Annotated in this window: 22 protein-coding genes; 8 read left to right on the forward strand and 14 right to left on the reverse strand. The window is 67.6% G+C overall.

What is annotated here, in order from left to right; genetic code table 11:
- Nucleotides 1-15: 15 nt before the first annotated feature.
- Entirely contained in the window at nt 16-546 is a 531-nt protein-coding gene (locus tag BLV60_RS22030) for a hypothetical protein (RefSeq protein WP_093057415.1), read from the forward strand.
- Nucleotides 547-556: 10 nt separating this feature from the next.
- On the opposite strand, the gene BLV60_RS22035 is transcribed toward BLV60_RS22030, so the two are convergent.
- Nucleotides 557-2,137 carry a hybrid sensor histidine kinase/response regulator gene (locus BLV60_RS22035; protein WP_256329435.1) on the reverse strand — a complete coding sequence of 527 codons (1,581 nt, stop codon included), beginning with the start codon at nt 2,135-2,137 and terminating at the stop codon, nt 557-559.
- Nucleotides 2,134-3,615, reverse strand: a complete 1,482-nt coding sequence (locus tag BLV60_RS22040; RefSeq protein WP_093057416.1) for an ATPase domain-containing protein — start codon at nt 3,613-3,615, stop codon at nt 2,134-2,136. The genes BLV60_RS22035 and BLV60_RS22040 overlap by 4 nt, the downstream gene beginning before the upstream one ends.
- 229 nt (nt 3,616-3,844) lie before the next feature.
- Here BLV60_RS22040 and BLV60_RS22045 point away from each other — a divergent pair, with 229 nt between their 5' ends.
- Nucleotides 3,845-4,024, forward strand: coding sequence for a DUF3606 domain-containing protein (locus BLV60_RS22045; RefSeq protein ID WP_093057417.1), 180 nt, complete (start codon nt 3,845-3,847; stop codon nt 4,022-4,024).
- A 15-nt stretch (nt 4,025-4,039) separates the two neighbouring features.
- Here BLV60_RS22045 and ureG read toward each other — a convergent pair whose 3' ends face one another.
- From ureG to BLV60_RS22080, 7 genes are all read right to left on the reverse strand, one after another.
- Nucleotides 4,040-4,690 carry an urease accessory protein UreG gene (ureG, locus tag BLV60_RS22050; RefSeq protein WP_093057418.1) on the reverse strand — a complete coding sequence of 217 codons (651 nt, stop codon included), beginning with the start codon at nt 4,688-4,690 and terminating at the stop codon, nt 4,040-4,042.
- A gap of 16 nt (nt 4,691-4,706) precedes the next feature.
- Nucleotides 4,707-5,384, reverse strand: a complete 678-nt coding sequence (locus BLV60_RS22055) for an urease accessory protein UreF (RefSeq protein WP_093057419.1) — start codon at nt 5,382-5,384, stop codon at nt 4,707-4,709.
- A 209-nt stretch (nt 5,385-5,593) separates the two neighbouring features.
- Nucleotides 5,594-6,196 (reverse strand): urease accessory protein UreE, encoded by a 603-nt coding sequence (gene ureE / locus BLV60_RS22060; protein ID WP_093057420.1) that lies wholly within the window; start codon nt 6,194-6,196, stop codon nt 5,594-5,596.
- 88 nt (nt 6,197-6,284) lie between these two features.
- Nucleotides 6,285-8,003: an urease subunit alpha gene (gene ureC / locus BLV60_RS22065; protein ID WP_093057421.1), complete on the reverse strand. Its 1,719-nt coding sequence runs from the start codon at nt 8,001-8,003 to the stop codon at nt 6,285-6,287.
- A gap of 3 nt (nt 8,004-8,006) precedes the next feature.
- Entirely contained in the window at nt 8,007-8,312 is a 306-nt protein-coding gene (locus BLV60_RS22070) for an urease subunit beta (protein ID WP_093057422.1), read from the reverse strand.
- A gap of 8 nt (nt 8,313-8,320) precedes the next feature.
- On the reverse strand, nt 8,321-8,920 hold the full coding sequence (locus tag BLV60_RS22075) for a HupE/UreJ family protein (RefSeq protein ID WP_093057423.1): 600 nt from the start codon (nt 8,918-8,920) through the stop codon (nt 8,321-8,323).
- A 25-nt stretch (nt 8,921-8,945) separates the two neighbouring features.
- On the reverse strand, nt 8,946-9,248 hold the full coding sequence (locus BLV60_RS22080; protein WP_093057424.1) for an urease subunit gamma: 303 nt from the start codon (nt 9,246-9,248) through the stop codon (nt 8,946-8,948).
- A gap of 104 nt (nt 9,249-9,352) precedes the next feature.
- Between BLV60_RS22080 and BLV60_RS22085 the strand changes: the two genes are divergently transcribed.
- The 3 genes from BLV60_RS22085 to BLV60_RS22095 all read left to right on the forward strand — a co-directional run bounded on the left by BLV60_RS22085 (nt 9,353) and on the right by BLV60_RS22095 (nt 14,813).
- On the forward strand, nt 9,353-12,967 hold the full coding sequence (locus tag BLV60_RS22085) for a hybrid sensor histidine kinase/response regulator (protein ID WP_093057425.1): 3,615 nt from the start codon (nt 9,353-9,355) through the stop codon (nt 12,965-12,967).
- A gap of 23 nt (nt 12,968-12,990) precedes the next feature.
- The gene (locus BLV60_RS22090; RefSeq protein WP_093057426.1) at nt 12,991-13,998 is read left to right on the forward strand and encodes a response regulator transcription factor; all 1,008 of its coding nucleotides are present in this window, start codon (nt 12,991-12,993) and stop codon (nt 13,996-13,998) included.
- 146 nt (nt 13,999-14,144) lie between these two features.
- Nucleotides 14,145-14,813: a hypothetical protein gene (locus BLV60_RS22095; protein ID WP_256329439.1), complete on the forward strand. Its 669-nt coding sequence runs from the start codon at nt 14,145-14,147 to the stop codon at nt 14,811-14,813.
- Nucleotides 14,814-14,825: 12 nt separating this feature from the next.
- Here the strand turns inward: BLV60_RS22095 and BLV60_RS22100 are convergent, their stop codons facing one another.
- On the reverse strand, nt 14,826-15,746 hold the full coding sequence (locus BLV60_RS22100) for a LysR substrate-binding domain-containing protein (RefSeq protein ID WP_093057427.1): 921 nt from the start codon (nt 15,744-15,746) through the stop codon (nt 14,826-14,828).
- Nucleotides 15,747-15,837: 91 nt separating this feature from the next.
- On the opposite strand from BLV60_RS22100, the gene BLV60_RS22105 reads away from it, so the two are divergent.
- Nucleotides 15,838-17,067 (forward strand): threonine synthase, encoded by a 1,230-nt coding sequence (locus tag BLV60_RS22105; protein WP_093057428.1) that lies wholly within the window; start codon nt 15,838-15,840, stop codon nt 17,065-17,067.
- Nucleotides 17,068-17,086: 19 nt separating this feature from the next.
- Nucleotides 17,087-18,070 carry a Bug family tripartite tricarboxylate transporter substrate binding protein gene (locus tag BLV60_RS22110; RefSeq protein WP_093057429.1) on the forward strand — a complete coding sequence of 328 codons (984 nt, stop codon included), beginning with the start codon at nt 17,087-17,089 and terminating at the stop codon, nt 18,068-18,070.
- Between the two features lie 20 nt (nt 18,071-18,090).
- On the opposite strand, the gene BLV60_RS22115 is transcribed toward BLV60_RS22110, so the two are convergent.
- Nucleotides 18,091-18,717, reverse strand: a complete 627-nt coding sequence (locus BLV60_RS22115; protein WP_093057430.1) for a helix-turn-helix transcriptional regulator — start codon at nt 18,715-18,717, stop codon at nt 18,091-18,093.
- A 93-nt stretch (nt 18,718-18,810) separates the two neighbouring features.
- Between BLV60_RS22115 and BLV60_RS22120 the strand changes: the two genes are divergently transcribed.
- Nucleotides 18,811-19,965, forward strand: a complete 1,155-nt coding sequence (locus BLV60_RS22120; protein WP_093057431.1) for a threonine synthase — start codon at nt 18,811-18,813, stop codon at nt 19,963-19,965.
- Nucleotides 19,966-20,021: 56 nt separating this feature from the next.
- Here BLV60_RS22120 and BLV60_RS22125 read toward each other — a convergent pair whose 3' ends face one another.
- From BLV60_RS22125 to BLV60_RS22135, 3 genes are all read right to left on the reverse strand, one after another.
- Nucleotides 20,022-22,223 carry a YadA-like family protein gene (locus BLV60_RS22125; protein WP_093057432.1) on the reverse strand — a complete coding sequence of 734 codons (2,202 nt, stop codon included), beginning with the start codon at nt 22,221-22,223 and terminating at the stop codon, nt 20,022-20,024.
- 516 nt (nt 22,224-22,739) lie between these two features.
- Complete coding sequence (locus BLV60_RS22130; RefSeq protein WP_093057433.1) at nt 22,740-23,726, reverse strand: ornithine cyclodeaminase family protein; 987 nt, start codon at nt 23,724-23,726, stop codon at nt 22,740-22,742.
- A 55-nt stretch (nt 23,727-23,781) separates the two neighbouring features.
- The gene (locus BLV60_RS22135) at nt 23,782-24,090 is read right to left on the reverse strand and encodes a hypothetical protein (protein WP_093057434.1); all 309 of its coding nucleotides are present in this window, start codon (nt 24,088-24,090) and stop codon (nt 23,782-23,784) included.
- Between the last annotated feature and the right edge of the window lie 148 nt (nt 24,091-24,238).

Below are 24,238 nucleotides of genomic sequence, written 5' to 3' on the forward strand. Positions count from 1 at the left end.
CGCCGCTTTTCCCCGATGCCAGACGTGCGATCTCTTGCCTCCCTGACGACTTTTCTCCGTGCGCTCGCTGCGAGCGCGACCCTTCTCGCCACCGGTGCGCTGCATGCGCAGGCCCTGCCGCCGGGCGTGCGGCTGGGCATGACGGCCGAAGAGCTGCAGGCCGCATTGCCCGCAGCCGAGCGCGTGCAGCGGCCGCAGCGCCTCGGCGGCGGCCTCGTCGGCAACTGGCGCGCAGCGCCCGTCGAGATGGCCGGGTTGCTGTTCGAGCCGACCTTCTTCTTCGCCGCCTCGGAGCTGCGGCGCGTCGAATACGTCGCGGCGGCGCAGGCCACGCCCGACAACGGCGCCGCGGCCTTCGCGGCGCTGGTGCAATGGGGCCGCGGGGCGTTCGGCAACGAACTCGCATCGCGCGACCCGGGCAGCGCATACGCCGCCTGGGTGAGCAACGACACCGACGTCTACGTGCAGCAGGTCAGCGACCCGCGTCGTGCGAGCGTGCGGCTGGTCTACAAGGCGCGGCAGCTGCGCGACGGCAGCGAGCTCTGAACGGGGTGCCTCAGGCGGCGCCGCGCTGATCGAGCTTTTGCAGCGCCACCGCCAGTTCCTCTACATCGACCGGCTTCAGCAGGTGATGGTCGAAGCCGGCCTGCGCAATGCGTAGCCGGTCGTCGGGCTGGCCCCAGCCCGTGAGCGCGATCAGCCCGATGCCATGCAGCCGCGGATGCGTCCGCAGGCGGCGCGCCAGTTCGCAGCCGTCCATGCCGGGCATGCCGATGTCCAGGATGGCGACCGAAGGCTGGAAGTGCTCGGCCTTCGCCAGTGCATCCAGGCCGCTGAAAGCCACGGTCGCCTGCGCGCCGAGCAGGCCCAGCAGCGCCCCGAGTGACTCGGCCGCGTCGCGGTTGTCGTCCACCACCAGAATGCGGTGCTGCACCGCCATCGTGGCCTCCGAGGCTCCGGCCTTCGCGCCGGCCCGCAACCCGTGGTCGAGCAGCGGCAGGGACACGGTGAACTCGCTGCCCTGGTTCGCGCCGTCGCTCCTGGCGCTGACCGTGCCGCCGTGCAGCTCCACCATGCTCTTCACCAGCGTGAGGCCGATGCCCAGGCCGCCCTGCGCGGCGCGCGCGGTGCCGCTCACTTGCACGAACATGTCGAAGATCGCGCCCAGCATGGCGGATGGAATGCCCACGCCGCTGTCTTTCACGCGCACCACCGCATGGCCGTGGCCGTCGTGCTCGACGAACACGTCGATGCGTCCGCCCTCGGGCGTGTACTTGGCGGCGTTGTTCAGCAGGTTCGCGAACACCTGCGTGAGGCGCACGCCGTCGCCCTTCAAGGCCAGCGAGGCATCGGCGACGTGCACCCCGAGCGTGTGGCGGCCGGCGTCCATCAGCGGGCGGCTGAGCTCCACCGCGCCGCGGATCACCTGGTCGAGCGCGAGCTCGTCCAGTTGCAGTTCGATCTTGCCGCGCGTGATGCGCGAGACCTCCATCAGGTCGCTCACCAGCCGGACCATGTGGTCGAGCTGGCGGCCCATGAGGTCGTAGTAGGGCCGGGCGGCTTCCGACGTGAGCGGCTTGCGCTTGAGGATTGCCAGCGCGGTGCTCAGCGGCGCCATCGGGTTGCGCAGCTCGTGCGCCAGCGTGGCCAGGAATTCGGTCTTGCGCCGGTCGGCCTCGTTGAGGTCTTCCAGGATGCGGCGCAGCTCGTACTGCCGTCGCCGTGCGCGCAGCGCGCTGCGCAGTGCGCTCACCAGCGAGGCCACGCGGATCGGACGCTCCAGCACGGTGACGTTGGCCATGCCTTCCATGGCGGTGGTGATGGCGCGCGAATCGGCGCCTTGCCGCGCGAGTATCAGCACCGGCAGGTCGGACCAGGGGGACTGGGTCGCCACGGCCGCGGCGAGTTCGGTGGCGCCGCTGCCCGTGAGCATTTCTTCGGACACCAGCAGCGCGCCGGCGCCGCGTTCGGTTTCGCGCAGCAGTTCGGGGAGGTCGGCGCACACCTGCGTCTCGATGCCCGCCTGCAGGAGCACGGCGGCGGCCATCACGGCGTCCTTCGCGGTGGCCGTTCTCATCAGCACGCGCAGCTGCGGGTCTCGCAGCTGCGGCAACTGGATCGTGGGGCCGTCGGTCACTGCGGGGGCGTGGCAATGCCGTCGATCGGCACGGGCACGCCAGTCAGGATGCCTCTGAAATGGCGCAGCGGCTCTCCTACGTTCAGGCCCCGCCGGTCCATCGAGAACGCACGGATGGAGCGCTCGTGCGCGCCGCCGCGCTTCTTGAGCACCGAGATGGCCTGGCGCACTTCGCCTTCGGCCTCGTAGTAGCGCAGCAGCACCACGGCGTCGGCAAGGTAGCTGGCGTCCACAGGTGTCTGCATCTGCATGCCGATGAGCCCGTGCTGCGCGCCGACCAGCAGCGTGGCCACACCGGACTGCCCGAGGTAGGTGAGCAGCTCGTGCAGCTGCACGATGAGAAAGCGCTCGTCGGGCATCGCGTTGAGGTAGCCGTTCAGGCTGTCGATGACGACCACCTTCGCGCCGTGCTGCGTCACGGCCTGGCGGATCTCGTGCACCAGCTCGCCGGGGGAGAGTTCCGCCGGGTCGACCTGCTTGATGCGGATGCGGCCCGATTGCAGGTGGGGATCCAGCGCCATGCCCAGGCCGGCGCTGCGCGTGCGCAGGGTGTTGACGCTCTCGTCGAAGACGAAGAGCGCGGCCGTCTCGCCGCGCTCGGCCGCCGCAATGGCGAATCGCACCGCCACGGACGACTTGCCCGTGCCCGGCGCGCCGACGAACAGGGTGCTGGTGCCCTTCTCGAGGCCGCCGCCCAGCAGCGCGTCGAGCGCCTCGATGCCGCTGGGCAGCTTGGTCAGTGCGGTGTCGTTGACGTGCTCGGCCGCCACCAGGCGCGGGAACACCTGCAGGCCGCCGCGGTGAATCTTGTAGTCGTGGTAGCCGCCCCGGAACGACTGGCCCCGGTATTTCACGACCAGCAGCCGGCGGCGCGCGGAGCCGTAGTCGGAGTTCGACTGCTCCAGCCTCACCACTGCGTGCGCGATGCTCTGCACCTGCAGGTCGTGCTCGGTGGCGGTCATGTCGTCCAGCAGCAGCACCGTGCACTGGCGCCCCGCGAAGAACTGCTTGAGCGCCAGGATCTGCCGGCGGTAGCGCAGCGAGGTGCCCGAGAGCAGCCGCAACTCGGAGAGCGAATCGAACACGATGCGCGAGGGCTTGATGGCCTCCACGTCGCTCAGGATGCGCAGCGTGGTTTCGCTCAGCTCCACCTCGGAGGGGTGGAACATGGTGTATTGCTCCTCGGGCTGCAGGCTGTCCTGCGTGGGCAGCATCTCGCGCACGTGGACGCCGGAGATGTCCCAGCCGTGCGAGACGGCCACGCCGCGCAGCTCGTGCTCGGTTTCGGACAGCGTCACGTACAGCACCGACTCGCCGCGCGCCGCGCCTTCGAGCAGGAACTGCATCGCGATGGTCGTTTTGCCGGCGCCCGGCGTGCCTTCGAGCAGGTAGAGCCGGTTGGGCTCGAGGCCGCCGCCGAGCACGTCGTTCAGGCCCCGTACGCCCACGCTCAGCAGTCGCTGGTGATCAGGCTCCATGGTGGCTTCTCCATTCCAAGAGTGAATGAGGTCAATGCCAAATTCAAACATCGAAGCCGTGGGGCCGCGTGCAGGACGGCGCCGCATGGCGCGCCACGGGGAGCGACTATGGGAAATGTCCTGCACGGGGCCGCGGAATCGTCCGGCTGGCCGGGTAGGGCGGATGGAGAAACTGCCTTACCGGCTCCCGCCGCCCTTCCTTCTTAATTTGGCTCTTCAGGAGAAGACGATGCGCGAAGACACAGAGATCCGCATTCCCCAGGACGATGAACGGATCGACGTCACGGACCTCAAGGAGGTCGACTACTGGACCCAGTGGTTCGGCGTGAGCGAAGAGCGCCTGCGCATCGCAGTGGCCTCGGCGGGCACCGGCAAGGACGACCTGCGGGTCTACTTCGGCCTGCCTTGATTCTTTCCGGAGGCCTCAGCCCGCGGCGAGCATGCCGCGCTCTTCGATGAATGCGACCACCTCGGCCACGCCCGTGAGCGTCTTGAGGTTGGTCATCACGTAGGGGCGCTGGCGGCGCATGCGCTGCGTGTCCTGCTCCATCACGTCAAGGTTGGCGCCAACGTAGGGCGCAAGGTCGGTCTTGTTGATCACGAAGAGGTCGCTCTTGGTGATGCCGGGGCCGCCCTTTCTCGGAATCTTCTCGCCGGCGGCCACGTCGATCACGTAGATCGTGAGGTCCGACAGCTCGGGGCTGAAGGTGGCCGCGAGGTTGTCGCCGCCAGACTCGACGAACACGATGTCGGCATCCGGAAAGTCTTCGAGCATGCGGTCGATGGCTTCGAGGTTGATCGAGGCGTCTTCTCGGATCGCGGTGTGCGGACAGCCGCCCGTCTCCACCCCCATGATGCGTTCGGCCGGCAGCGCGCCGGCCACGGTCAGCAGGCGCTGGTCTTCCTTGGTGTAGATGTCGTTGGTGATGGCGATCAGGTCGTACTTGTCGCGCATCGCCTTGCAGAGCATTTCGAGCAGCGTGGTCTTGCCCGAGCCGACCGGGCCGCCGATGCCAACGCGCAGCGGGGGCAATTTCTTGGTGCGATGGGGGATGTGGTGCAGGGCGGAGGTCATGGAGGAGGTGTCCGGTTCAGCTTCGGAAGAGGCGGGAATATTGTGTTTCATGGCGGGCCGACAACACAGCCAGCAGGGGCGCGAAGGCCTGGCGTTCGTCGTCGCCGAGGGCCATGGCGCGTGTCACGGCCTCAGGGATTTCCTGCGCCAGCCGCCCGAGGATGCGCTGGCCCGCGCTCTGGCCCAGCGGCACGGCCTTGACGGCGGCGGCGACCATGTTCTCGGCCCAGCCGAAGGCGAAGGCCAGGCAGCAGTCGTGCACGCTGGCGTCGGTGCGGCTGGCCGCGAAGGCGAAGGCGATGGGGTAGCTGGCGGGCAGGTCGGCGAACACTTGAGCCGTGTCGGCGTGGTGCAGCTTGAGCCATTCGACGAAGGAGCGGCCCATCTGCTCGGTCTGCAGGAAGAATTCGGCGGATTCGCGGGTGGTCAGCACCCATTGGTTGAGCTCGCGGACACGTGGGGTGTCTTTGTTGCGCCAGGCTTCTACAGCCTGAGCGAAGACGGCGAGGTCGCCGCGCGCGAAGCTCAGGTGCAACTGGTCGGCAAGCCATTCGGCGGCGCGCGGCTCGGAGTCGATACCGGCCCATTCGACTGCGGCCTCGACGCCTTCGGAGTACGAGAAGCCGCCTACGGGCAGGGCTGGGGAGGCCAGCCAGATTAGCTGGAGGAGGCTTTGAGCGGCTGGGTCTGGCATGTCAGCTTTTCAGCGCGCGCTGTATTTGCGTGTCCGGGGTGCGTGCGAATGACACCGGGTGCTCCCCTCCGCGAATGTCCCCCGCCTTCGGCTTCTCCTTTATTTCACTGCGGGGAGCACCCGGCGCCATTCGCACATGAGCGCAGTCGTTGTGCCGCGGGATCAACCGCTGCGCTGAATGACGGACAACGCATCGACGCAATTTCATCTCAGTGCGAGTGACCGTGATGGCTGTGGTCGTGACCGTGCGAGTGGTCATGGTCGTCGAGCAACTCCGGCGCGAGCACGAGCGGCTTCGGGCCATTGCTGTGGGAATGTCCGTGCTCATGACTGTGACCACCGCCATGCGAATGCTCGTGCGATCCGTATGCACCGCCCTCGGGCTCGAAAGCCTCCTCGACCGCCACGACGATCAGGTGCATCGAACGCAGCATGTCGGCCAGCACGTGGTCGGGCTCGATCTTGAGGTGGTCGGGCTTCAGCTCGATCGGCACGTGCCGGTTGCCCAGGTGATAGGCCGCGCGCGTCAGGTCGAAGGGCGTGCCATGGGCCGTGCAGTGCGTGATGCGCAGCACCGGCTGCGGCGCAGCGATCACGCGCACCAGCGAACCGTCTTCCGCCACGAGAACGTCGCCGCCCCGCACGGCGGTGCCGCGCGGCAGGAACACGCCGATCTGGCGGCCCTGCGAGTCGGTGGCGTCGAAACGGCTCTTCTGGCGGACGTCCCAGTCGAGCTCGATGGTGGCGGCGCGCTTGAGCAGCACGGGCGCAAGGCCGCGGCCCTGGGGCATGAGTTTGTTGGCGGTGAGCATGGTGCGAAGGGAGCGCCCCGGGGCGCTCGTTGGCTGAATGAATACCTTCGAGGATACGCAGCCTGTCAAGCAGGCGCATACCCCGGCTTCAAAACAGGAAATACCGCTGCGCCATTGGCAGCAGCTTCGCCGGCTCGCAGGTCAGCAGATGCCCGTCGGCGCGCACTGCGTAGGTCTGCGCGTCGATCTCCATCTTTGGCGCATAGCCGTTGTGAATCAGGTCCTTCTTGCGCACGTGGCGGATGTTCTTCACCGCGCTCAGGTGCTTGCTCAGGCCGTAGCGCTCCTTGATGCCCGATGCCAGCCCGGCCTGCGAGACGAAGGTCAGTGAGCTCTTCGCCAGCGAGCCGCCGTACGCACCGAACATCGGGCGGAAGTGCACCGGCTGCGGCGTGGGAATGGATGCGTTCGGGTCGCCCATCGCCGCCATTGCGATGGTGCCGCCCTTCAGGATGGTGAAGGGCTTCACGCCGAAGAAGGCCGGCTTCCAGATCACGATGTCGGCCCACTTGCCGACTTCGAGCGAACCCACTTCGTGCGCGATGCCGTGCGCAATGGCAGGGTTGATCGTGTACTTGGCGACGAAGCGCTTGGCGCGGAAGTTGTCGTTGCGCTCGTTGTCTTCGGGCAGCTTGCCGCGCTGCAGCTTCATCTTGTGCGCGGTCTGCCAGGTGCGGATGATGACTTCGCCGACGCGGCCCATGGCCTGGCTGTCGGAGCTGAACATGCTGATGGCGCCCAGGTCGTGCAGCACGTCTTCGGCGGCAATGGTTTCCTTGCGGATGCGCGACTCGGCGAAGGCCAGGTCTTCTGCAATGCCGGCGTCCAGGTGGTGGCACACCATGAGCATGTCGACGTGTTCGTCGAGCGTGTTCACGGTGTAGGGCATCGTGGGGTTGGTGGAGGAGGGCAGAAAGTTGGCTTCGCCCACCACGCGCAGGATGTCGGGCGCATGGCCGCCGCCCGCGCCTTCGGTATGAAAGGCGCAGATGGCGCGGCCGCCCACGGCCGCAATCGTGTTCTCGACGAAGCCCGATTCGTTGAGCGTGTCGCTGTGGATGGCCACCTGCGTGTCGGTGGCGTCGGCCACGTCCAGGCAGTTGCTGATGGCCGCGGGCGTGGTACCCCAGTCTTCGTGCAGCTTCAGGCCGATGACGCCGGCTTCGATCTGCTCGTGCAGCGCGTGCGGCAGGCTGGCGTTGCCCTTGCCGAGAAAGCCCAGGTTCATCGGAAACGCGTCGGCCGCCTGCAGCATGCGCTCTATGTGCCAGGGGCCGGGCGTTGCGGTGGTGGCGAAGGTGCCGGTGGCGGGGCCGGTGCCGCCGCCGAGCATGGTGGTCACGCCGGAAGACAGAGCCTCTTCGATCTGCTGCGGGCAGATGAAGTGGATGTGGCTGTCGATGCCGCCTGCGGTGACGATGTTGCCCTCGCAACTGATGATCTCGGTGCCCGGGCCGATGACGATGTCGACGCCCGGCTGCACGTCAGGGTTGCCGGCCTTGCCGATGGCAGCGATGCGGCCGTCCTTCAGGCCGATGTCGGCCTTGACGATGCCCCAGTGGTCGAGGATGAGCGCGTTCGTCAGCACGGTGTCGACGGCGCCTTGCGCGCGGGTGCGCTGCGATTGCGCCATGCCGTCGCGGATGGTCTTGCCGCCGCCGAACTTCACCTCTTCGCCGTAGCCGCCGGCTCGCAGGGTGTAGTCGGCTTCAACCTCGATCAGCAGTTCGGTGTCCGCAAGACGGACGCGGTCACCCACGGTGGGGCCGAAGATTTCTGCATAGGCGCGTCGCCCGATGGTGGCCATGTTTCAGAGCTTCCCTTGAACGAGGCCGCGAAAGCCGTAGACGATGCGATCGCCGGAAAAATCGACCAGCTCGACCGTGCGCTGCTGGCCCGGCTCGAAGCGCACTGCTGCGCCCGAGGCGATGTTCAGCCGCATGCCGCGCGCGGCCTCGCGGTCGAAGCCGAGCGCCCCGTTGGTCTCGGCGAAGTGATAGTGCGAGCCGACCTGGATCGGCCGGTCGGCGGTGTTTTGCACCACCAGCGTGAGGGTGCGGCGGCCGGGGTTGAGCGCGTGCTCGCCGTCGTCGGTGAAGAGTTCGCCGGGAATCATGGCCGGCCTCAGATGGCTTGGGCCAGCAGCGTCGCGCCCAGGCCGAGCACCGCGGCGCCGGCCACGCGCGGCAGCCATGCGTTGGCGTGGCGCAGGGCCCAGCCCATTGCGATGCCGGCGGCATGCAGCAGCACCGTGGCGCAGACCATGCCGGCCAGCGTGAGGGCCGCGCCTTGTTCGCTGGCCAGTTCGTAGCCGTGGGCCACGCCGTGGAACACCGCGAACACGCCGACCACCGCCATGGCCACCACCGCCGGCAGATGCACGCGCGTAACGACCAGCAGGCCCAGCACCAGCAGCGAGGCCGCGATCATCGGCTCGACCGCCGGCAGCTGCACGCCGGCCAGGCCCATCAGCGCGCCCACCAGCAGCATGCCGGCGAAGGCGAGGGGCGCCCAGAGCAGATCGGGCCAGGCACGGCGCGCGGCCAGTGCGCTCCAGAAGCCGACCGCAACCATCGCGGCCAGGTGATCGGCGCCGGTCAGCGGATGCAGGAAGCCGGTGGTGAAGCCGTGGTGCAGGCCGCCGTCGACGCCGGTGTGGGCGCTGGCTGCGAGTGGCAGCAGGAGGGCGAGCAGGGCGAGGGTTCTGGAGGCGTTGTGGCGCATGGAAAGTCCTTTTGTTCTTCGAATTTCAGACGATGGGCTGGTGCACGGTGACCAGCTTGGTGCCGTCGGGGAAGGTGGCTTCGATCTGGATGTCCGGAATCATCTCGGCGATGCCGTCCATCACGTCGGCGCGGGTGAGCACGGCGCGCCCGTCGCTCATGAGCTCGGCGACGCTCTTGCCGTCGCGGGCGCCTTCCATCACGGCGGCCGAAATCAGGGCGATGGCTTCGGGGTAGTTGAGCTTCAGGCCGCGGGCCTTGCGGCGTTCGGCGAGCAGCGCCGCGGTGAAGATCAGCAGCTTGTCTTTTTCGCGCGGAGTCAGTTCCATGGGATCGGCATCGGGTGGCAGAGAGTGGCGGCCATTATGGGCAAGCCGGCTTCTTTGCAACAGTCGTGCCCTGTTCGCCAAAAGCCGTACGGGTGGCATGAAAGATGCACCGAAACGGTGTGAACCCCACTGACACGCCGATCACCCCCGACGACGCGCCGCAGCGCATCGTCAAGGTGCGGCGCGACTACAACAGCTGGGTGGCCAGCGAGACGCTGGAAGACTACGCGCTGCGCTACACGCCGCAGCGCTTTCGCAAGTGGTCCGAATGGCGGGTGGCCAACACGGCCTTCGGGGCGGCGTCGTTCCTGATCCTGGAGGCGGTGGGCGCCACGCTGCTGGTGCAGTACGGCTTTGCCAATGCCTTCTGGGCGATCCTGGCGACGGGGCTCATCATCTTCCTGGCGGGCGTGCCGATCAGCGTGTACGCGGCGCGCTACGGCGTCGACATGGACCTGCTCACGCGTGGCGCGGGCTTCGGCTACATCGGCTCCACGCTCACCTCGCTGATCTACGCGAGCTTCACTTTCATCTTCTTCGCGCTCGAGGCGGCTGTGATGGCCTACGCGCTGGAGCTGGCGCTGGGCATCCCGCCGGTCTGGGGCTACCTGGTGTGTGCGCTGGTGGTGATTCCGCTGGTCACGCACGGGGTGTCGGCCATCAGTCGGCTGCAGTTGTGGACGCAGCCGCTGTGGCTGCTGATGCTGGTGGTGCCTTTTGCCTACGTGCTGGTGCGCGATCCTGGTGCGTTCGCGGGCATCGCGCACTACAACGGGGTTCGCTCCGGCACCAAAGGCTTCGATCTGCACCTGTTTGGCGCTGCCCTGACAGTCGGCATTGCGCTGATCACGCAGATGGGCGAGCAGGCCGACTACCTGCGCTTCATGCCCGCGCGCACCGCGACCACGGCGCGCCGCTGGTGGGCCGGAGTGCTGGCCGGCGGCCCGGGCTGGGTGGTGTTGGGCGTGCTCAAGATGCTGGGCGGGGCGCTGCTGGCCTACCTGGCGATCACGCACATGGTGCCGGCCGACCGCGCGGTCGATCCGAACCAGATGTACCTCGCGGCCTACGAGTACGTGTTTCCGAACTACGGCTGGGCGGTGGCGGCCACGGCGCTGTTCGTGGTGATATCGCAGCTCAAGATCAACGTGACCAACGCTTATGCGGGCTCGCTGGCCTGGAGCAATTTCTTCTCGCGCGTGGCACACAGCCACCCGGGGCGCGTGGTGTGGGTGGTGTTCAACGCGCTCATCGCCTTCATGCTGATGGAGATGAACGTGTTCGAGGCGCTGGGCGACGTGCTCGGCCTGTTCGCCAACATCGCCATCGCCTGGATGATGGCCGTGGTGGCAGACCTCGTCATCAACAAACCGCTGGGGCTGTCGCCGCCGGGCATCGAGTTCAAGCGCGCGCACCTGTGGGACATCAACCCGGTGGGCGTGGGCGCGATGGCGCTTGCGTCGGTGCTGTCGATCACCGCGCACCTGGGCGTGTTCGGGCCGCTGGCGCAGGCCTTCTCGGCGCTGATCGCACTGGGCACGGCGCTCGTGGCATCGCCGCTGCTGGCCTGGGCGACGGGCGGCAAGTACTACCTGGCGCGCGGCACCGACGAGGCGCATGGCGCGGTGGCCTTCGCGCCCGCCGAGGGCCCGCGCGCGGTGCGCTGGGCGAAGGTCGAAACCGGCAGCTACCAGCGCCTGAAGGTGCAGCACTGCGTGATCTGCGAGCGCGAGTACGAGGGGCCGGACATGGCGCACTGCCCGGCGTACCAGGGTGCGATCTGCTCGCTGTGCTGCACGCTCGACGCGCGCTGCGGCGATTTGTGCAAGCCGCATGCGAGCCTGTCTTCGCAATGGTCGACGGTGCTGCGCTGGCTGCTGCCGCGCCGCAGCTGGCGCTACCTCGACACGGGGCTCGGGCACTTCCTGCTGCTGATGCTCGTCATCGTGCCGCTGCTGGCCGTGGTGTTCGGCGTGCTCTACCAGCAGGAGCTGCGTGCCTTCGGCGAAGGCGCACTGGAGCTGGCGTCGGAGGCCGACGTGGCCGCGGCGCTGGCCGGCGTGCAGAAGCTGTCGCTGCGCTCGGGCTTCCTCAAGGCGTACATGGCGCTGCTGGTCATCGCGGGCATCGTCGCGTGGTGGCTGGTGCTGGCGCACCAGAGCCGCAAGGTGGCGCAGGAAGAATCGAACCGCCAGACTCATCTGCTGGTGCGCGAAATAGAGCTGCACCGCGAGACCGACCGCGCCCTGCAGGCCGCCAAGCAGGCGGCCGACGAAGCCCGCGAGATCGCGGAGCAGGCCAAGCTCGCGGCCGAGCTGGCCAAGCAGGCTGCCGACCAGGCCAACCAGGCCAAGAGCCGCTACATCAGCGCCATCAGCCACGAGCTGCGCACGCCGCTCAACAGCATCCTGGGCTATGCACAGCTGATGGGCGAAGATCACTCGGTGCCGCCGCACCGCCAGCAGGCGGTGGCGGTCATCAAGCGCGGCGGGGAGCATCTGCTGTCGCTCATCGAAGGCACGCTGGCCATCGCGCACATCGAGGCCGGCAAGCTCACGTTGCATGCGCGGCCCATGCGCTTTGCCGACACCCTGCGCGAGCTGGCCGACATGTTCGAGCTGCAGGCCGCGGAGAAGGGGCTGCAGTTCCGCTTCGAGGCGGCGGGGCCGCTGCCCGAGGTGGTGCGTGCGGATGAAAAGCGCGTGCTGCAGATCCTCATCAACCTGCTGGGTAATGCGATCAAGTTCACGGCGGCGGGGCAGGTCACGCTGCGGCTGGCCTATGCGCGTGAGTTCGCGTCCATCGAGATCGAGGACACCGGCCCCGGCATGCCGGCCGAGGACATCGAGCGCATCTTCGAACCCTTTGCGCGCGGCAATGCGGCGGGCATGTCGGCTGCACCGGGCGCGGGGTTGGGGCTCACCATCGCCAAGATGCTCACCGACCTGATGGGCGGCGAGATGAAGGTGCAGAGCACGCCGGGCGAGGGCTCGCTCTTCTGTGTGCGCCTGTTCCTGCCGCGCGTGCATGACACGGTGGCCGGCACCGGCCGCCCGATGCCGGTGCAGCGCGCGCGGCGCGGCTACGAAGGTCCGCGTCGCCGCCTGCTGGTGGTCGACAACGAGGAGGCCGACCGCGACCTGCTGGGCCATGTGCTCGCGCCGCTGGGCTTCGAGCTGCGCAGCGCGGCCAGCGGGCACGATGCGCTCGACCTCATCGCGGCCGGCTACCGGCCCGATGCGATGTTCGTCGACCTCGCGATGCCCGGCATCGACGGCTGGGAAACCATTCGCCGTGCGCGCAAGCTGGGGCTGACCGAGGCATCGGTGGCCATCGTCTCGGCCAACGCTTTCGACAAGGGGCTGGACAACGACGTGGGCATTGCGCCGGAAGATTTCTTCGTCAAGCCCGTGCGCCACACCGAGCTGCTCGACTGGCTCGAACGCCGGCTCGGGCTGCAATGGACCGATGCCGCCGCGAAGCCGGTCGCCGCCGTGGCGCCGCGCGTGATGCAGGCGCCTTCGCTGGCCCGCCTGCGTGCGCTCGACGAGGCCGTGAGCCTGGGCTACTTTCGCGGCATCATGAACCAGCTCGACGACATCGACGCCGCGCAGCCCGAGTGCGCGTCGTGGACCGAAGCCCAGCGCGTGCTGGCCCGCCAGTTCCAGTTCGAGGCCATGAGCCGCGCGCTGGCCGAAGCCGTCGAAAGCGCCGCATGACTTCGACGACGCCACCTCCCGCCATGGAAACCTCACCACTCGCCAAGACCCTGCGCGAACAGCAGGGTGCCAACAGCGATCTCGTGCTGATCGTCGACGACGTGCCCGACAACCTCGCTGTGCTGCACGACGCGCTCGACGAATCGGGCTACACCGTGCTCATTGCCACCAACGGCGAGCAGGCGCTGCAGCGCGCCGCGCAGGCGCGGCCCGACATCGTGCTGCTCGACGCGATGATGCCGGGCATCGACGGCTTCGAGGTCGCGCGCCGGCTCAAGGCCGATGCGGCGACGGCGCACATTCCCATCGTGTTCATGACGGGGCTCACCGAGACCGAGCACCTTGTGGCCGCGCTCGAAGCCGGCGGCGTCGACTACGTCACCAAGCCCATCAAGCCGAAGGAAGTGCTGGCGCGCATGAACGTGCACCTGCAGGGCGCACGCCGCGCGCGGCAGGACGCGCGGCAGGCCGGCCAGGCGCGCAATGCGCTCGATGCCTTCGGCTACGCGAGCATCACCGTGCGCCTGCCCGAAGGCCGGCTGATCTGGCAGACCGCGCTGGCGCGCGACCTGCTGCAGCGCTACTGCGATACGCGCGCGCCCGAGACGCCGCCCGCCGTGCTCGAATGGCTGCGCAGCCACACGCCCGATGCGCGCCAGCGCGGCATCGAGCCGCCGGCGCTGTCCATCGTGCAGGGCGCGAGCAGCCTCACGCTGCGGCTGCACCAGCAGACGAGCAGTGACGACGACGGCGACGAGTGGATGATCATCATGCGCGAGGTGTCCGACACCGCCGTCATCGAAGCCATGAGCCTGAGCCTGAAGCTCACGGCGCGCGAGGCCGAGGTGCTCTACTGGGTGGTCAAGGGCAAGACCAACAAGGACATCGGCGAGATCCTGGGCAGCAGCCCGGCCACCGCCAAGAAGCACCTGGAGCGGGTGTACGTGAAGCTCGGCGTGGAGACGCGCACGGCCGCGGCCGGCGTGGCCATCAAGCGCATCCGCGAGCTGCAGCCCCAGTTCGAGATCTGAAGAAGGCCGGTTGATTGAGGCCGGCGCCGCCTGCGTCATGGCGACTACTTTCGGCGTCCCTAGAATGGTTCGAGGGCTCCGGGACGCGCACGATGAAGAACAACAGGCACGACAGAACGACAACCCGACCGCCATGCAGCGGCTGGATGCTTGCTGCTTCCTGCCTGTTCGCGAACCTGGCCGCGAGCCCGGGCGCATACGCCGCAGGGCATTTCGACGTGGACGACGCGAGCACGCTCGACCCGGGCCAATGCCAGTACGAGACATGGTGGGGCCGCACGGGCGTGGAGCCTGTCACGGGGTTTCATTTCGGGCCCGCCTGCCGCGTCGGGCCGGTCGAGCTGGGCCTGAACTTCGACCGCACCTCGGTGAGCGGCGTTCATTCGGTCACCGGCGGACCGCAGCTCAAGTGGAATTTCTACGGACAGGCGGCCGACGCGCCGTTCAGCGCCGCCGTGTCGATGGGCGCGGTGTTCGACCTGAAGCGCGGCGGCCGCGCGGGCGGGCAGTTCGTGGTGCCCCTGACGTGGCGGCCACTCGAGAGCCTGCAGATTCACGTCAACGCAGGTGCCGACTGGGCCAACGGAACCGGTGCGCGCACGCCGCGCGGCGGCATTGGCGTCGAATGGGCGCTGAACGACACCGTGTCGCTCATCGCGGAGCGCAACCGGGCGGCGGGCCTGTGGACCTCGCGCATCGGCGGGCGCTTCAGCATCACGCCGCTGATCAGCGTGGACGTGAGCACATCTCGCACCGGGCCGCAGGGCGTGCGCGGCTTCGTGATCGGGCTGAACCACGAGTTCACCTGGAAGTGAACCGTGGGGGGATCAGCGCAGGTAGCGCTGTATCCGCTTCTCGTCCTCGGCCAGTTGCTGGCGCATCAGCGAAATGAAGTCCCTCGCCGTGGCCGAGAGCACCTTGCCTGCCGGCAGCGCCAGCAGGCAGGTGAAGTACACGTCGACCGAGAATTTGCGCACCACCAGCCCGCGCTCCGCGTAGTCGAGCGCGGTGATCGGGTTGACCAACCCCACGCCCAGGCCGCGCAACGCCATCTCGCACACGCTGGCCGCATAGGGCGTCTGCACCAGCACCCGCAGCGCCACGCCGTGCGGGGCCAATGCGGCTTCGAGCCGCTGGTGCGAAGGGTCTTCGGGGTTGAGCGAGAGAAAGGGCGCTTCGGCCAGTTGCTCCGGCTTGATGGTCTTGAAGCGGGCCAGCGCGTGGCCTGCCGGCATCACCACCACGCCGGGAAAGCGCGAGAAGGTGGAGTGGTCGATGCCTTCGAGCGAGAGCTCGTCGGCCATCAGCCCGAAGTCGGAGATGCCCATGGCCACGCGGTCGCGCACGTCCTTGGAGCTCAGCACCTGCAGCGACACCTGCGGCCAGGGGCTCGCGCCGCGGTGCGCCTTCAGCCGTGCCAATGCGCGCGGCATGAAGCCCAGGCCGTAGGCGGGAAAGCTGCTCAGCTCCAGCTGGCTGACGCCGAAGTCGCGCAGGCTGCGCACGCGGTGCTCGATGGCGTCCATGCCGATGAACACCCGCTCCACCTCGACCCACAGCGCGCGTGCCTCGGGCGTGGGCACCAGCCGCCCGCCGGTGCGCTGGAACAGCAGCATCCCCGCCTGTGTCTCGAGGCGCTTGAGCGATTGGCTGATGGCGGGCTGCGTCACATGCAGCAATGCGGCGGCCTTGCGGGTGGAGCTGCCGCGCATGAGAGCCCGGAAGGTTTCGATCTCGCCGAATCGCATCGATAAGTCTTGTTATCGGTTGAGTATCTGAGGCTGCATAATTTTATTTCCGATTGCATAAGATTTGGTCACAACTTCTGACGCATGACCCGTGACGACATTGCCCGTTCTGGACTTCAAGTTCGCCGCTCCTCCCCCGGATCCCCTGGCTCATCCTCCGGGTAATCCCTTGGGGCTGGTGCGTGACCAGGCACCCAAGCCTGTGCGCAACCCGAACCTGCGCGGCCTGCAATGCCTGCGGTGCGATGCGCTCTACCCGGTCACGCTGGCGCACGACGGCTGCCCCGCATGCAAGCGCACGGGCTTCCACGTGGCGCTGCGTGCCAGCTACCTGCCCGACAGCGCCGAGGCGATGCCCATGCCCTACACCTCCGGCTTCGCGCTGGGGGAGGGGCAGACGCCGCTGGAGGACATGCCGGAGCTGGCGCAGCAGTTCGACGTGGCGCGCCTGGCCCTCAAGGACGAATCGCGCAACCCCACCGGCTCGCACAAGGACCGCATGACAGCGGTGGGCGTGGCGCAGGCGCTCGACTTCGACGCCCACACGCTGGTGCTTGCCTCCTCGGGCAACGCGGCCGTGTCGGCGGCGCACTACGCATGGGCCGCGGGCCTGGGCTGCGAGGTCGCAACCTACGAAGGCATGCCGGCCACCTACACGCGACAGCTCGATGCACTTGGCGCGCGGCGCTATGTGTTCGCCGACAACGCGGGCCGCTGGGCCTTCGTGCGCGAGCGTTCGCAGCACCCAGGCTACTTCGCACTGACCAACTATCGCCTGCCCGCGCTGGGCAGCGCGCCGCTGGCCATCGAGGGCTACAAGCCGATCGCACTCGAATGCGTGGCCGATGGCGGCCTACCGGACCACATCGTGATTCCCACCGCGCGCGGCGATCTGGCCTGGGGCATCTACGCGGGCTTTCGCGACCTCATGGCCGCGGGGCGCATTGGGCGCCTGCCCAGGCTCTGGCTGGTGGAACCGTTCCCGCGCCTGGCGCGAGTGCTCGCGGGCGGCGCCATCAACGGCAGCTACCCGGGCCACACCGCGCAGTTTTCCACCGCGGGGGCCACCGTCACCTACCTGCAGTGGCAGGCCGCGACCGCCACGGGCGGCGGCGCGGTGGTCGTGGGCGACGATGAAGCGCGCGCCGCACGGCGGCTGCTCAGCTCTCTCGGCGTCAGCGCCGAGCTCTGCGCTGCCGGCGGCCTGGCCGCATTGCGCCAGCTGCGCGAGAGCAACGCCATTGCGGCCGATGCGCACGTGGTGCTGATGCTGACCGCCAATGCGGCCGGCGACCCGAGCTGGCCCGACCGCCCGATCTAACTTCCTTCAGGAATTCACCATGCCGACGATGCAACGCCGGGCCTTTCTGGCCGCCGGCTCTACGGCCCTGCTCGCTTCGTTTCGACCGGCGTGGGCGGCCTACCCCGACAAGCCGGTGAAGCTCATCGTGCCGTGGGCCGCCGGCGGCAGCACCGACGCCATTGCACGGGCGATGGCGCAGCGCATGAGCCAGACCCTCGGCAGCCCGGTGATCGTGGACAACCGGCCCGGCGCCGCCGGCATGATCGGCACCGACGCGGCGGCCAAGGCCGCGCCTGACGGCTACACCATTGCCATCGTCGAGCTGCCGCATGCGATCGCGCCGGCCGTGACGGCGAAGCTGCCCTATGACCTGCTGCGCGACTTCACGCCCGTGACCATGATCGGCACCTCGCCGCTGGTGTTCTTCGCGGGCATGGACGACGACAGCAAAGACTTCAAGACCTTCCTGCAGACCGCGGCTGCAAAGAGTGCTCCGCCGGCCATCGCGCACAGCGGCGCGGGCACGGTGAGCCACCTTGCCGCCGAACTGCTGGCGAGCCGCACGAAGATCAGGTTCAACATGGTCCCGTACCGCGGCTCGGCACCCGCGCTCACCGACGTGGCGGCGGGCACGGTGGCGGGGCACTTCGCGACGCTGGCCAGCGGCTCCAGCCTGCTGGGCGCCAACCGCATCCGCCCGCTGCTGGTGACGAGCACGCAGCGCGTGACGAACATTCCCGGCCTGCAGAACGTGCCCGCACTCGCGGAGAACGGGCTCAAGGGACCGGAGATCGATCAGTGGTGGGCCATGGTCGCGCCGGCCACCACGCCGCTCGACGTGATCGAGAAGCTGCGCCGCGAGGCCATCGCCGCGCTCGACCATTCGTCGGTGAGGGAGCGCCTGTCGGTGCTGGGCGTGCAGATGAAGGGCTCGACGCCGGCGGAGTTGCGCGCCTTCCTGCGCTCGGAGGCCGAGCGCTGGCAGAAGGCCGCGCACGAGATCGGCCTGCAGCCGCAGTAACGGGCTGAACAGGTTGGGGCTTACTTCGCGTCGCTGTAGACCGTGGCGCGCGACACGCCCATGTGCGCCGCGGCAATCTCGGCGCCGCGGCGAACTTCCAGCAGGCCTGCCTTCTTCAGTTCCTGCACCAGCTGCTTGCGGTCGGCCGGCTTCAGCGAGCGCGAGGTGGTCGCGCGCGCGGCCGCGAAATCGTCGATGCGCGCGTGGATGCGGTCCGAGTGGTTGCCGCCGGCCTCGATGTGCTCGTGCACTTCCTTGTCGTCGATCTTCGTGAACTGCGAGATCGCGGCCTGGAAGCTCTGGAACAGCGTCAGGTCGACGTTCAGGCACAGCGCGGCCACGTACTCGCCGCTGTCGTCCTTGACGCCGATGGATGTGCTCTTGACCTTGCGCCCGTCGGGAAAGGTGTTGGCGTAGTTCGCGATCACCGCCGGAAACTCCGGGTCTTGGATGCGCGCGAGACCCAGCTCCGTGACTGACTGGCCGACCTCCCGGCCGCTGAGGCTGTTCTCGATGGCGTAGATCGCGTTCTTCGGGTTGCTCAGGTCGTGCACCACGACTTCGCAGAAGGGCGCAAAGGTCTGGCCCAGGCCTTCGGCCATGTTGCGCAGCATCTCCAGGACCTGCTTGTTCGACTTTTTCTTCATGCCGGGGAATGTATCCAGCTCTGGACGAACAATCCAATTTGTACAAAAAGTACAGTGTTGGATGTATTATCCAATTTTGACCAGGAGCCTCGAATGACCGCGAGAGAACGCGCACGCTATGTCGACCCACGCACCGGCAGGCACTACGACCTGTCCGAACGCCGATGGCGCTCGGACGACGGCCATCCGATGATGGTCACGCCGCTGCCCGGCATCTCGCGCGACGACATCGATTCGCGCACCCGCTCGCTCTGGCGCTACCGCGCGGCGCTGCCCGTGGCAATCGACAAGCCCGCAAGCATGGGCGAAGGCTGCACGCCGCTGGTGCAGAAGCGCTGGGGCAGCCTCGAGCCGTACTTCAAGCTCGAGTGGTTCAACCCGACCTGCAGCTTCAAGGACCGCGGCGCGGCGGTGATGATGTCCTTCCTGCGCCAGATCGGCGTCGACGCGGTGCTGGAAGACAGCTCGGGTAACGGCGGCGCAGCCATTGCCGCGGCAGGCGCGGCGGCTGGCATGCGCGTGAAGGTGCTCGCGCCGAGCTACACGCCCGCGCCGAAGGTGGCGCAGATCCGGGCCTTCGGCGCAGAGGTGCAGTTGGTGCCGGGGCCGCGCGAAGAGTCGGAGTACGAGGCGGTGCGCCAGTCGGAGTCGATCTTCTATGCGAGCCACAACTGGCATCCGTTCTTCCTGCAGGGCACGAAGACGCTGGCGTATGAGCTGTGGGAAGACCTGGGCTTTGTCGCGCCCGACAACGTCGTCATTCCGACTGGAGCGGGCAGCAACGTGCTCGGGTGCTGGATCGGCTTCAAGGAGCTGCTGGCGGCGGGGCAGATCAGCAAGCTGCCGCGCATTTTTGTCGCGCAGCCGCTGAACTGCTCGCCGATCGATGCGAGCTTCACCGCCGGAGTCGACACGCTGGTGGACCGTGTCGTGCAGCCGACCATTGCCGAAGGCACTGCGATCAAGCGGCCCGTGCGGCTCCAGGAAATCCTGCAGGCGCTGCGCGAGACGAAGGGCAAGACCGTTGCGCTGACCGAGGAGCAGATCGCGGCTGCGGTGCGCCGGCTGGCAGCAAGCGGGCTCTATGCGGAGCCGACCTCCGCTTCGGCCGCGGCGGCCATCGAGGTGCTGGCGCAGCGCGGCGACATCAAGGCCAGCGAGGCGACTGTGGCCTTGTTGACCGGCACCGGTCTGAAGTCGACGCAGTTCATGACCGAGCTGTTTGGCGGCGCTGCCGCCGTCGCCTAGCGAACTGCTGTTCATCGACGCCAGGCACCGGCACCGCAGGCCGACTCAGTGGCTTGTTACTTCCACTTCCAGCCGACGCCGGCGTTGACGCCCCACTCCTTGCCCGTGGTCGACAGGCCCGCACCCCAGGACATCTTGCCGTCGTCGGACAGTGCCTTGAAGGTCAGCGCCACCGCGCTGTAGCCCTTGTAGTTGCCAAGGCCCACGCCCACCGTCTTCTCGCCGGGAGACAGCGTTGGCAAGTAAGCGCCGGACATCGCGAAGGCCATCGCCGTGCCCGAGTAGGCAATGCGGGCCACGTCGCCGACCTGGCTCTGCACCTGATTCAGCTGCTGCACGTTGACCGCGTCGCCCGGCAGGATGCCCGGCGCCACGTTGCCGATGCGCGTGCCGCCCGGCGCCTGGCCGTTGCCCAGCGTGACCTGGTTGTAGTTGACCGAGCCGTCCGGGTTGGTCGCGTACTGCACGCTGCTGGCCTTCACGGTGGCTGCAGATGCCTTGAGCTGTGCGACGTTGGCCGCATCGCTGTCGGCCGTACCCGCGGCCACGGCCGTGATCTGGCGGTACTGGCCGTTGGCCACGTCGCCCACCGACGCTGCGGCCTGCGTGCTGGTGGTCGCCTGGATGGCCACCCGGTGCTGCGCTGCTGCACCAGCCGGCACATAGCCGGCCACGCCCGCGGCGGTGGAGGCCACCGAGCCCGCGCCCAGTGCGACGCCGCCGCTTTGCTGCGCGATGGCGCCGAAGCCGATGACCGTGCCCTTGGAGATGTTCGGCGCCTGGCTCAGCGGCGTGCCGCCGGCGTCCGCGCCGTCGCCCAGCGCCACGCCACCACCGCCCGCTCGAGCATTGGCGCCGATGGCCTGCGAGCCCGTGGCCAGCGCCCCGGTGCCGATGGCGATTGCGTTCAGACCCGTGGCCTGCGCACCGCTGCCCGCTGCGAAGGAGTTGGTGCCGCTGGCCACGGACAGCGGGCCGATCGCCACCGCTTTCTGGCCGCTGGCCACCGAATCGCCAGCCGTCGAATTGGCGTGGAAGTACCGGGTGCCCTTGTCGTTGATCGTGTTGACCGTCGTGCTCAGGCTGCCGAGGTTGCCATTGGTTGTGTTCAGGCTCGTCGAGAGATTGCCCAAACCGGTCGAGAGGCTGCCGATGCTGCTGGTCGCAGTGCTCAACCTAGCCGAGGTGGATGTAGACAGGCTGTCGATGTTGCCGGCAACGATGCCCAGCCCTGTGGAAGTCGATGTCGACAGGCTCGCAACGGAGTTGTTCGTTGCGGTCAAACTGGTGGACAGGCTGGCCACGTTGCTGTTCGTCGTGTTCAGGCTGGTGGACAACGAAGCAGTCGCCGTCGACAGCTGGCTGACATTGACGGCATCCGTCGGAGCGCCGCCTGCGGCGACGTTGGTGAGCCTGCGTTCGCTGCCGCTGGCCCCGACAGACACTTCACCAGCCGGCGTCGCAGCGGAGATCGCAGCACCCGGGGAAGGTGTGTAGCCGGCTACGCCTTGCAATGCGGCGAGCGAATCCGCCGTCTTGCTGGCCGCTCCGATGGCCACGCTGTTGTCGTATTTCGCGTCAGCCCCATTGCCAAGAGCCATGCTGCCTTGGCCGGCAGCGATAGCCGCCCCGCCAATCGCGATGCTGTCCGTGGCGGTTGCCTGAGCCCCTCTGATCGAGTTGCTGCCGATGGCAATGGCCCCGGCGCCTGAAGCGGTCGTTGAATTGGCGGCCGATAGAGCCGTGCTTCCGTCGCCACCGGCTCCGCCGATTGCAACCGAGTTCAGGCTTTGAGCTTGTGCGCCAAAGCCAAGCGCGGTGCTTCCGGTGCCGGAAGCATTTGCCGAGAGGCCAAGCGCGCTGGCCCACTGGCCGGCAGTGCTGGAGAGCCCGAAAACGGCCGCTCCGTTTCCAACCCCTTGGGAGTAGGTTCCGAACACCGATACGGCATCCAGACCGTTGCCACTCGTATTGCAGCCAAGGATGTTGGACCATGGCCCGGTTCCATCGACCGGTTGAGCGTTTGTTCCGGTAACAGCCACCTGCCCGATGGTCGCCGTGGTTGTGGAGTTGCAGTTGGCCGGTGCGTAGGTGGATGCGCTGGCATCCGATGCCGTCACCTGCAGGCCGGCAGCCAGAATTGCGGCAACTACTGCCGACAGTCTGAAGCTGCCTTTGCCATGAGTCTTGGTGATTTCGGTGGCTGCTAGCCATGCGCCGGGCGGCTCGCTCCAGATACCGCGATACAAATTATTCATAACAATTGATGAGGGAAAGGAAATCTAAAAACATGAGATCAAAGACGGATTTGCGTGCGCGCGAAATTGCGATTCGATTTGCGGCATGAATTCCGGAGAGCCCGCGCCTCGTGCTTCCAGGCGCAAGGCGTGTTGCCGTACTCCGCCAAGACCTCTCAGGCCGCGGAATGTATCGACTGACGATCGAGTTGGACAATGACGTTTGCTGTCAATTAATGACCGCCGTCAATGGATTCAACGGCCCGCTGAGGGGCGAGTTTTTATTTCGGACTGGGAAGAATTTCGCGCTTTCCAAACGGCATTCGCGTAAGGCCGTTGTGCGCGCTCTTGTTCGTTGCCGATTAATGACAAGAATTGGCAAAGAATGTCATTCGGCGGCGCTGAAAACGTTTTCTTCTTTGAATCGAAAAGTTCACGCTTTCAGCGCAGGAGCCCCGATGCCGTGGTGCTTCGGGAACTGCGGTGGCTTCGCACAAGCCACCTCGGCACGTTCAAGGAATTCGTGCCGGTTTCTCGCTACCAGGGCCAGGCGATGCGTGTGCCCATGCCCGCTTCAGCCGCACGCGCATGCAGCAGGCGCGCAACGGTCAGGTCCTGCAGCGCGAGGCCTGTCATGTCGAAGACGGTGATGTCGTCGGCGGCTCGTTCGACAGCCGTCTTGCCGCTCAGCAGGTCGCCCAGTTCGACGCATGGCGTGTCGGGCGACCACTGCGTTTCGCCGATCTGCTGCGCCTGCGTGCGATCGTCGACGAACAGCCGCACGCGTGGCAACAGGCCTTCGGGAAGTTCGCGCTTGCCGCGGGTGTCGGCGCCTACGCAGTTCAGGTGCGTGCCGGGCCGCACTGCTTCGAGGTCGAAGAGGGCGCCGCCGCCCGGCGTGGCGGTGATCACGATGTCGCTTTGGGCAACAGCGGCGTTGCTGTCGCTGGCCGGCGCGATGTCGCAGCGGCCGGTGAAGTGGGCCTCGAACGCCGCATTGCGCTGGCCGTTCGTACTTATATAAAGAACTTCGCGCAGCGATGGCACCAGGCGCAGCGCGAAGTCGAGCTGGATGCGCGCCTGCACGCCGGTGCCGAAGACGCACAGCCGCGTGCTGTCGGGCCGTGCAAGCTGCTGGAGGCCGAGCCCGCCTGCCGCGCCCGTGCGCACTGTCGTCACCGTGTTGCCGTCGATGACGCACAGCGGCCGGCCGGTCGCTGGGTCGATCAGCAGGATCGTCGCTTGATGGGGCTCGCCGCCGCGTTGCCGGTTGGCCGGCCAGAAGCCCGCAGCCTTGAAGCCGAGCAGGCCTTGGGCCTGCACGTCACCAGACTTGATGCCGAACACCCCGCCCGTGCGCAGCGGCTCTCGTACGACCGGGAAGACGCGGCCCTCGCGCTCGCTGTGCAGCACGAAGGCTTCGCGCACGGCCTGAAGAACGTCGTCGGGGGAGAGGAGGGCGTCGACCTGGTGCTTGTCGAGCAGCAGGAGTTGGGCGTCCGAAGGCGCGGGGGATGTTGTCATCTGGAAATATTATCTACTTCCAGACGAAAAATCAAAATCAATGCAGGCTTGCTGCTCAGCGGCCGGTATGCACCTTGATCCGGATCGTCGCCACGTCCCATCCCCGGTTCTTGAGCCGGGTCACCAGCATCGGCGACAGCTGGCGCAGCTTGGCGGCCGCGGCGCTGCCCTTGACCAGCAGGCACCACACGTCGCCTTCGGCTGGCCCGGCCTGCACGGCACCGCGCATGGCCGGCGGGATCAGCCCTTCCACGGCCTTGAGCCGCTCCGCGGTGTCGCGTGCGCGCGCCATCAGGCTGCCCAGGGTGGGCGCGCCTTCTGCAGCTTGCTGCAGTGAAACGGCGGGGGGAAGTCGGCGATACATGCGTAATCCAGGGGTTAGAAACAAGACAGCTAAAATGCCCGGTTTGCCGGCGTTCGCGCCGGAAAAAGGCTGCTTGCTTTCATTGAAAGCGCGCCCAACTGCTTTCACCATATCTTAGGGAATCCGGTCGAAGTGCCTGCCGTATCAG

The organism is Variovorax sp. YR634 (assembly GCF_900106655.1).
Classification (GTDB): domain Bacteria; phylum Pseudomonadota; class Gammaproteobacteria; order Burkholderiales; family Burkholderiaceae_C; genus Variovorax.

What these genes read in the sequence shown, in the direction of transcription:
- BLV60_RS22030 (WP_093057415.1), top strand. Translation starts at nt 16, where the DNA reads ATGCCAGACGTGCGATCTCTTGCCTCCCTGACGACTTTTCTCCGTGCG.
- BLV60_RS22040 (WP_093057416.1), bottom strand. Translation starts at nt 3,615, where the DNA reads ATGGAGCCTGATCACCAGCGACTGCTGAGCGTGGGCGTACGGGGCCTG.
- BLV60_RS22045 (WP_093057417.1), top strand. Translation starts at nt 3,845, where the DNA reads ATGCGCGAAGACACAGAGATCCGCATTCCCCAGGACGATGAACGGATC.
- ureG (WP_093057418.1), bottom strand. Translation starts at nt 4,690, where the DNA reads ATGACCTCCGCCCTGCACCACATCCCCCATCGCACCAAGAAATTGCCC.
- BLV60_RS22055 (WP_093057419.1), bottom strand. Translation starts at nt 5,384, where the DNA reads ATGCCAGACCCAGCCGCTCAAAGCCTCCTCCAGCTAATCTGGCTGGCC.
- ureE (WP_093057420.1), bottom strand. Translation starts at nt 6,196, where the DNA reads ATGCTCACCGCCAACAAACTCATGCCCCAGGGCCGCGGCCTTGCGCCC.
- ureC (WP_093057421.1), bottom strand. Translation starts at nt 8,003, where the DNA reads ATGGCCACCATCGGGCGACGCGCCTATGCAGAAATCTTCGGCCCCACC.
- BLV60_RS22070 (WP_093057422.1), bottom strand. Translation starts at nt 8,312, where the DNA reads ATGATTCCCGGCGAACTCTTCACCGACGACGGCGAGCACGCGCTCAAC.
- BLV60_RS22075 (WP_093057423.1), bottom strand. Translation starts at nt 8,920, where the DNA reads ATGCGCCACAACGCCTCCAGAACCCTCGCCCTGCTCGCCCTCCTGCTG.
- BLV60_RS22080 (WP_093057424.1), bottom strand. Translation starts at nt 9,248, where the DNA reads ATGGAACTGACTCCGCGCGAAAAAGACAAGCTGCTGATCTTCACCGCG.
- BLV60_RS22085 (WP_093057425.1), top strand. Translation starts at nt 9,353, where the DNA reads ATGCACCGAAACGGTGTGAACCCCACTGACACGCCGATCACCCCCGAC.
- BLV60_RS22090 (WP_093057426.1), top strand. Translation starts at nt 12,991, where the DNA reads ATGGAAACCTCACCACTCGCCAAGACCCTGCGCGAACAGCAGGGTGCC.
- BLV60_RS22095 (WP_256329439.1), top strand. Translation starts at nt 14,145, where the DNA reads ATGCTTGCTGCTTCCTGCCTGTTCGCGAACCTGGCCGCGAGCCCGGGC.
- BLV60_RS22100 (WP_093057427.1), bottom strand. Translation starts at nt 15,746, where the DNA reads ATGCGATTCGGCGAGATCGAAACCTTCCGGGCTCTCATGCGCGGCAGC.
- BLV60_RS22110 (WP_093057429.1), top strand. Translation starts at nt 17,087, where the DNA reads ATGCCGACGATGCAACGCCGGGCCTTTCTGGCCGCCGGCTCTACGGCC.
- BLV60_RS22115 (WP_093057430.1), bottom strand. Translation starts at nt 18,717, where the DNA reads ATGAAGAAAAAGTCGAACAAGCAGGTCCTGGAGATGCTGCGCAACATG.
- BLV60_RS22120 (WP_093057431.1), top strand. Translation starts at nt 18,811, where the DNA reads ATGACCGCGAGAGAACGCGCACGCTATGTCGACCCACGCACCGGCAGG.
- BLV60_RS22125 (WP_093057432.1), bottom strand. Translation starts at nt 22,223, where the DNA reads ATGAATAATTTGTATCGCGGTATCTGGAGCGAGCCGCCCGGCGCATGG.
- BLV60_RS22130 (WP_093057433.1), bottom strand. Translation starts at nt 23,726, where the DNA reads ATGACAACATCCCCCGCGCCTTCGGACGCCCAACTCCTGCTGCTCGAC.
- BLV60_RS22135 (WP_093057434.1), bottom strand. Translation starts at nt 24,090, where the DNA reads ATGTATCGCCGACTTCCCCCCGCCGTTTCACTGCAGCAAGCTGCAGAA.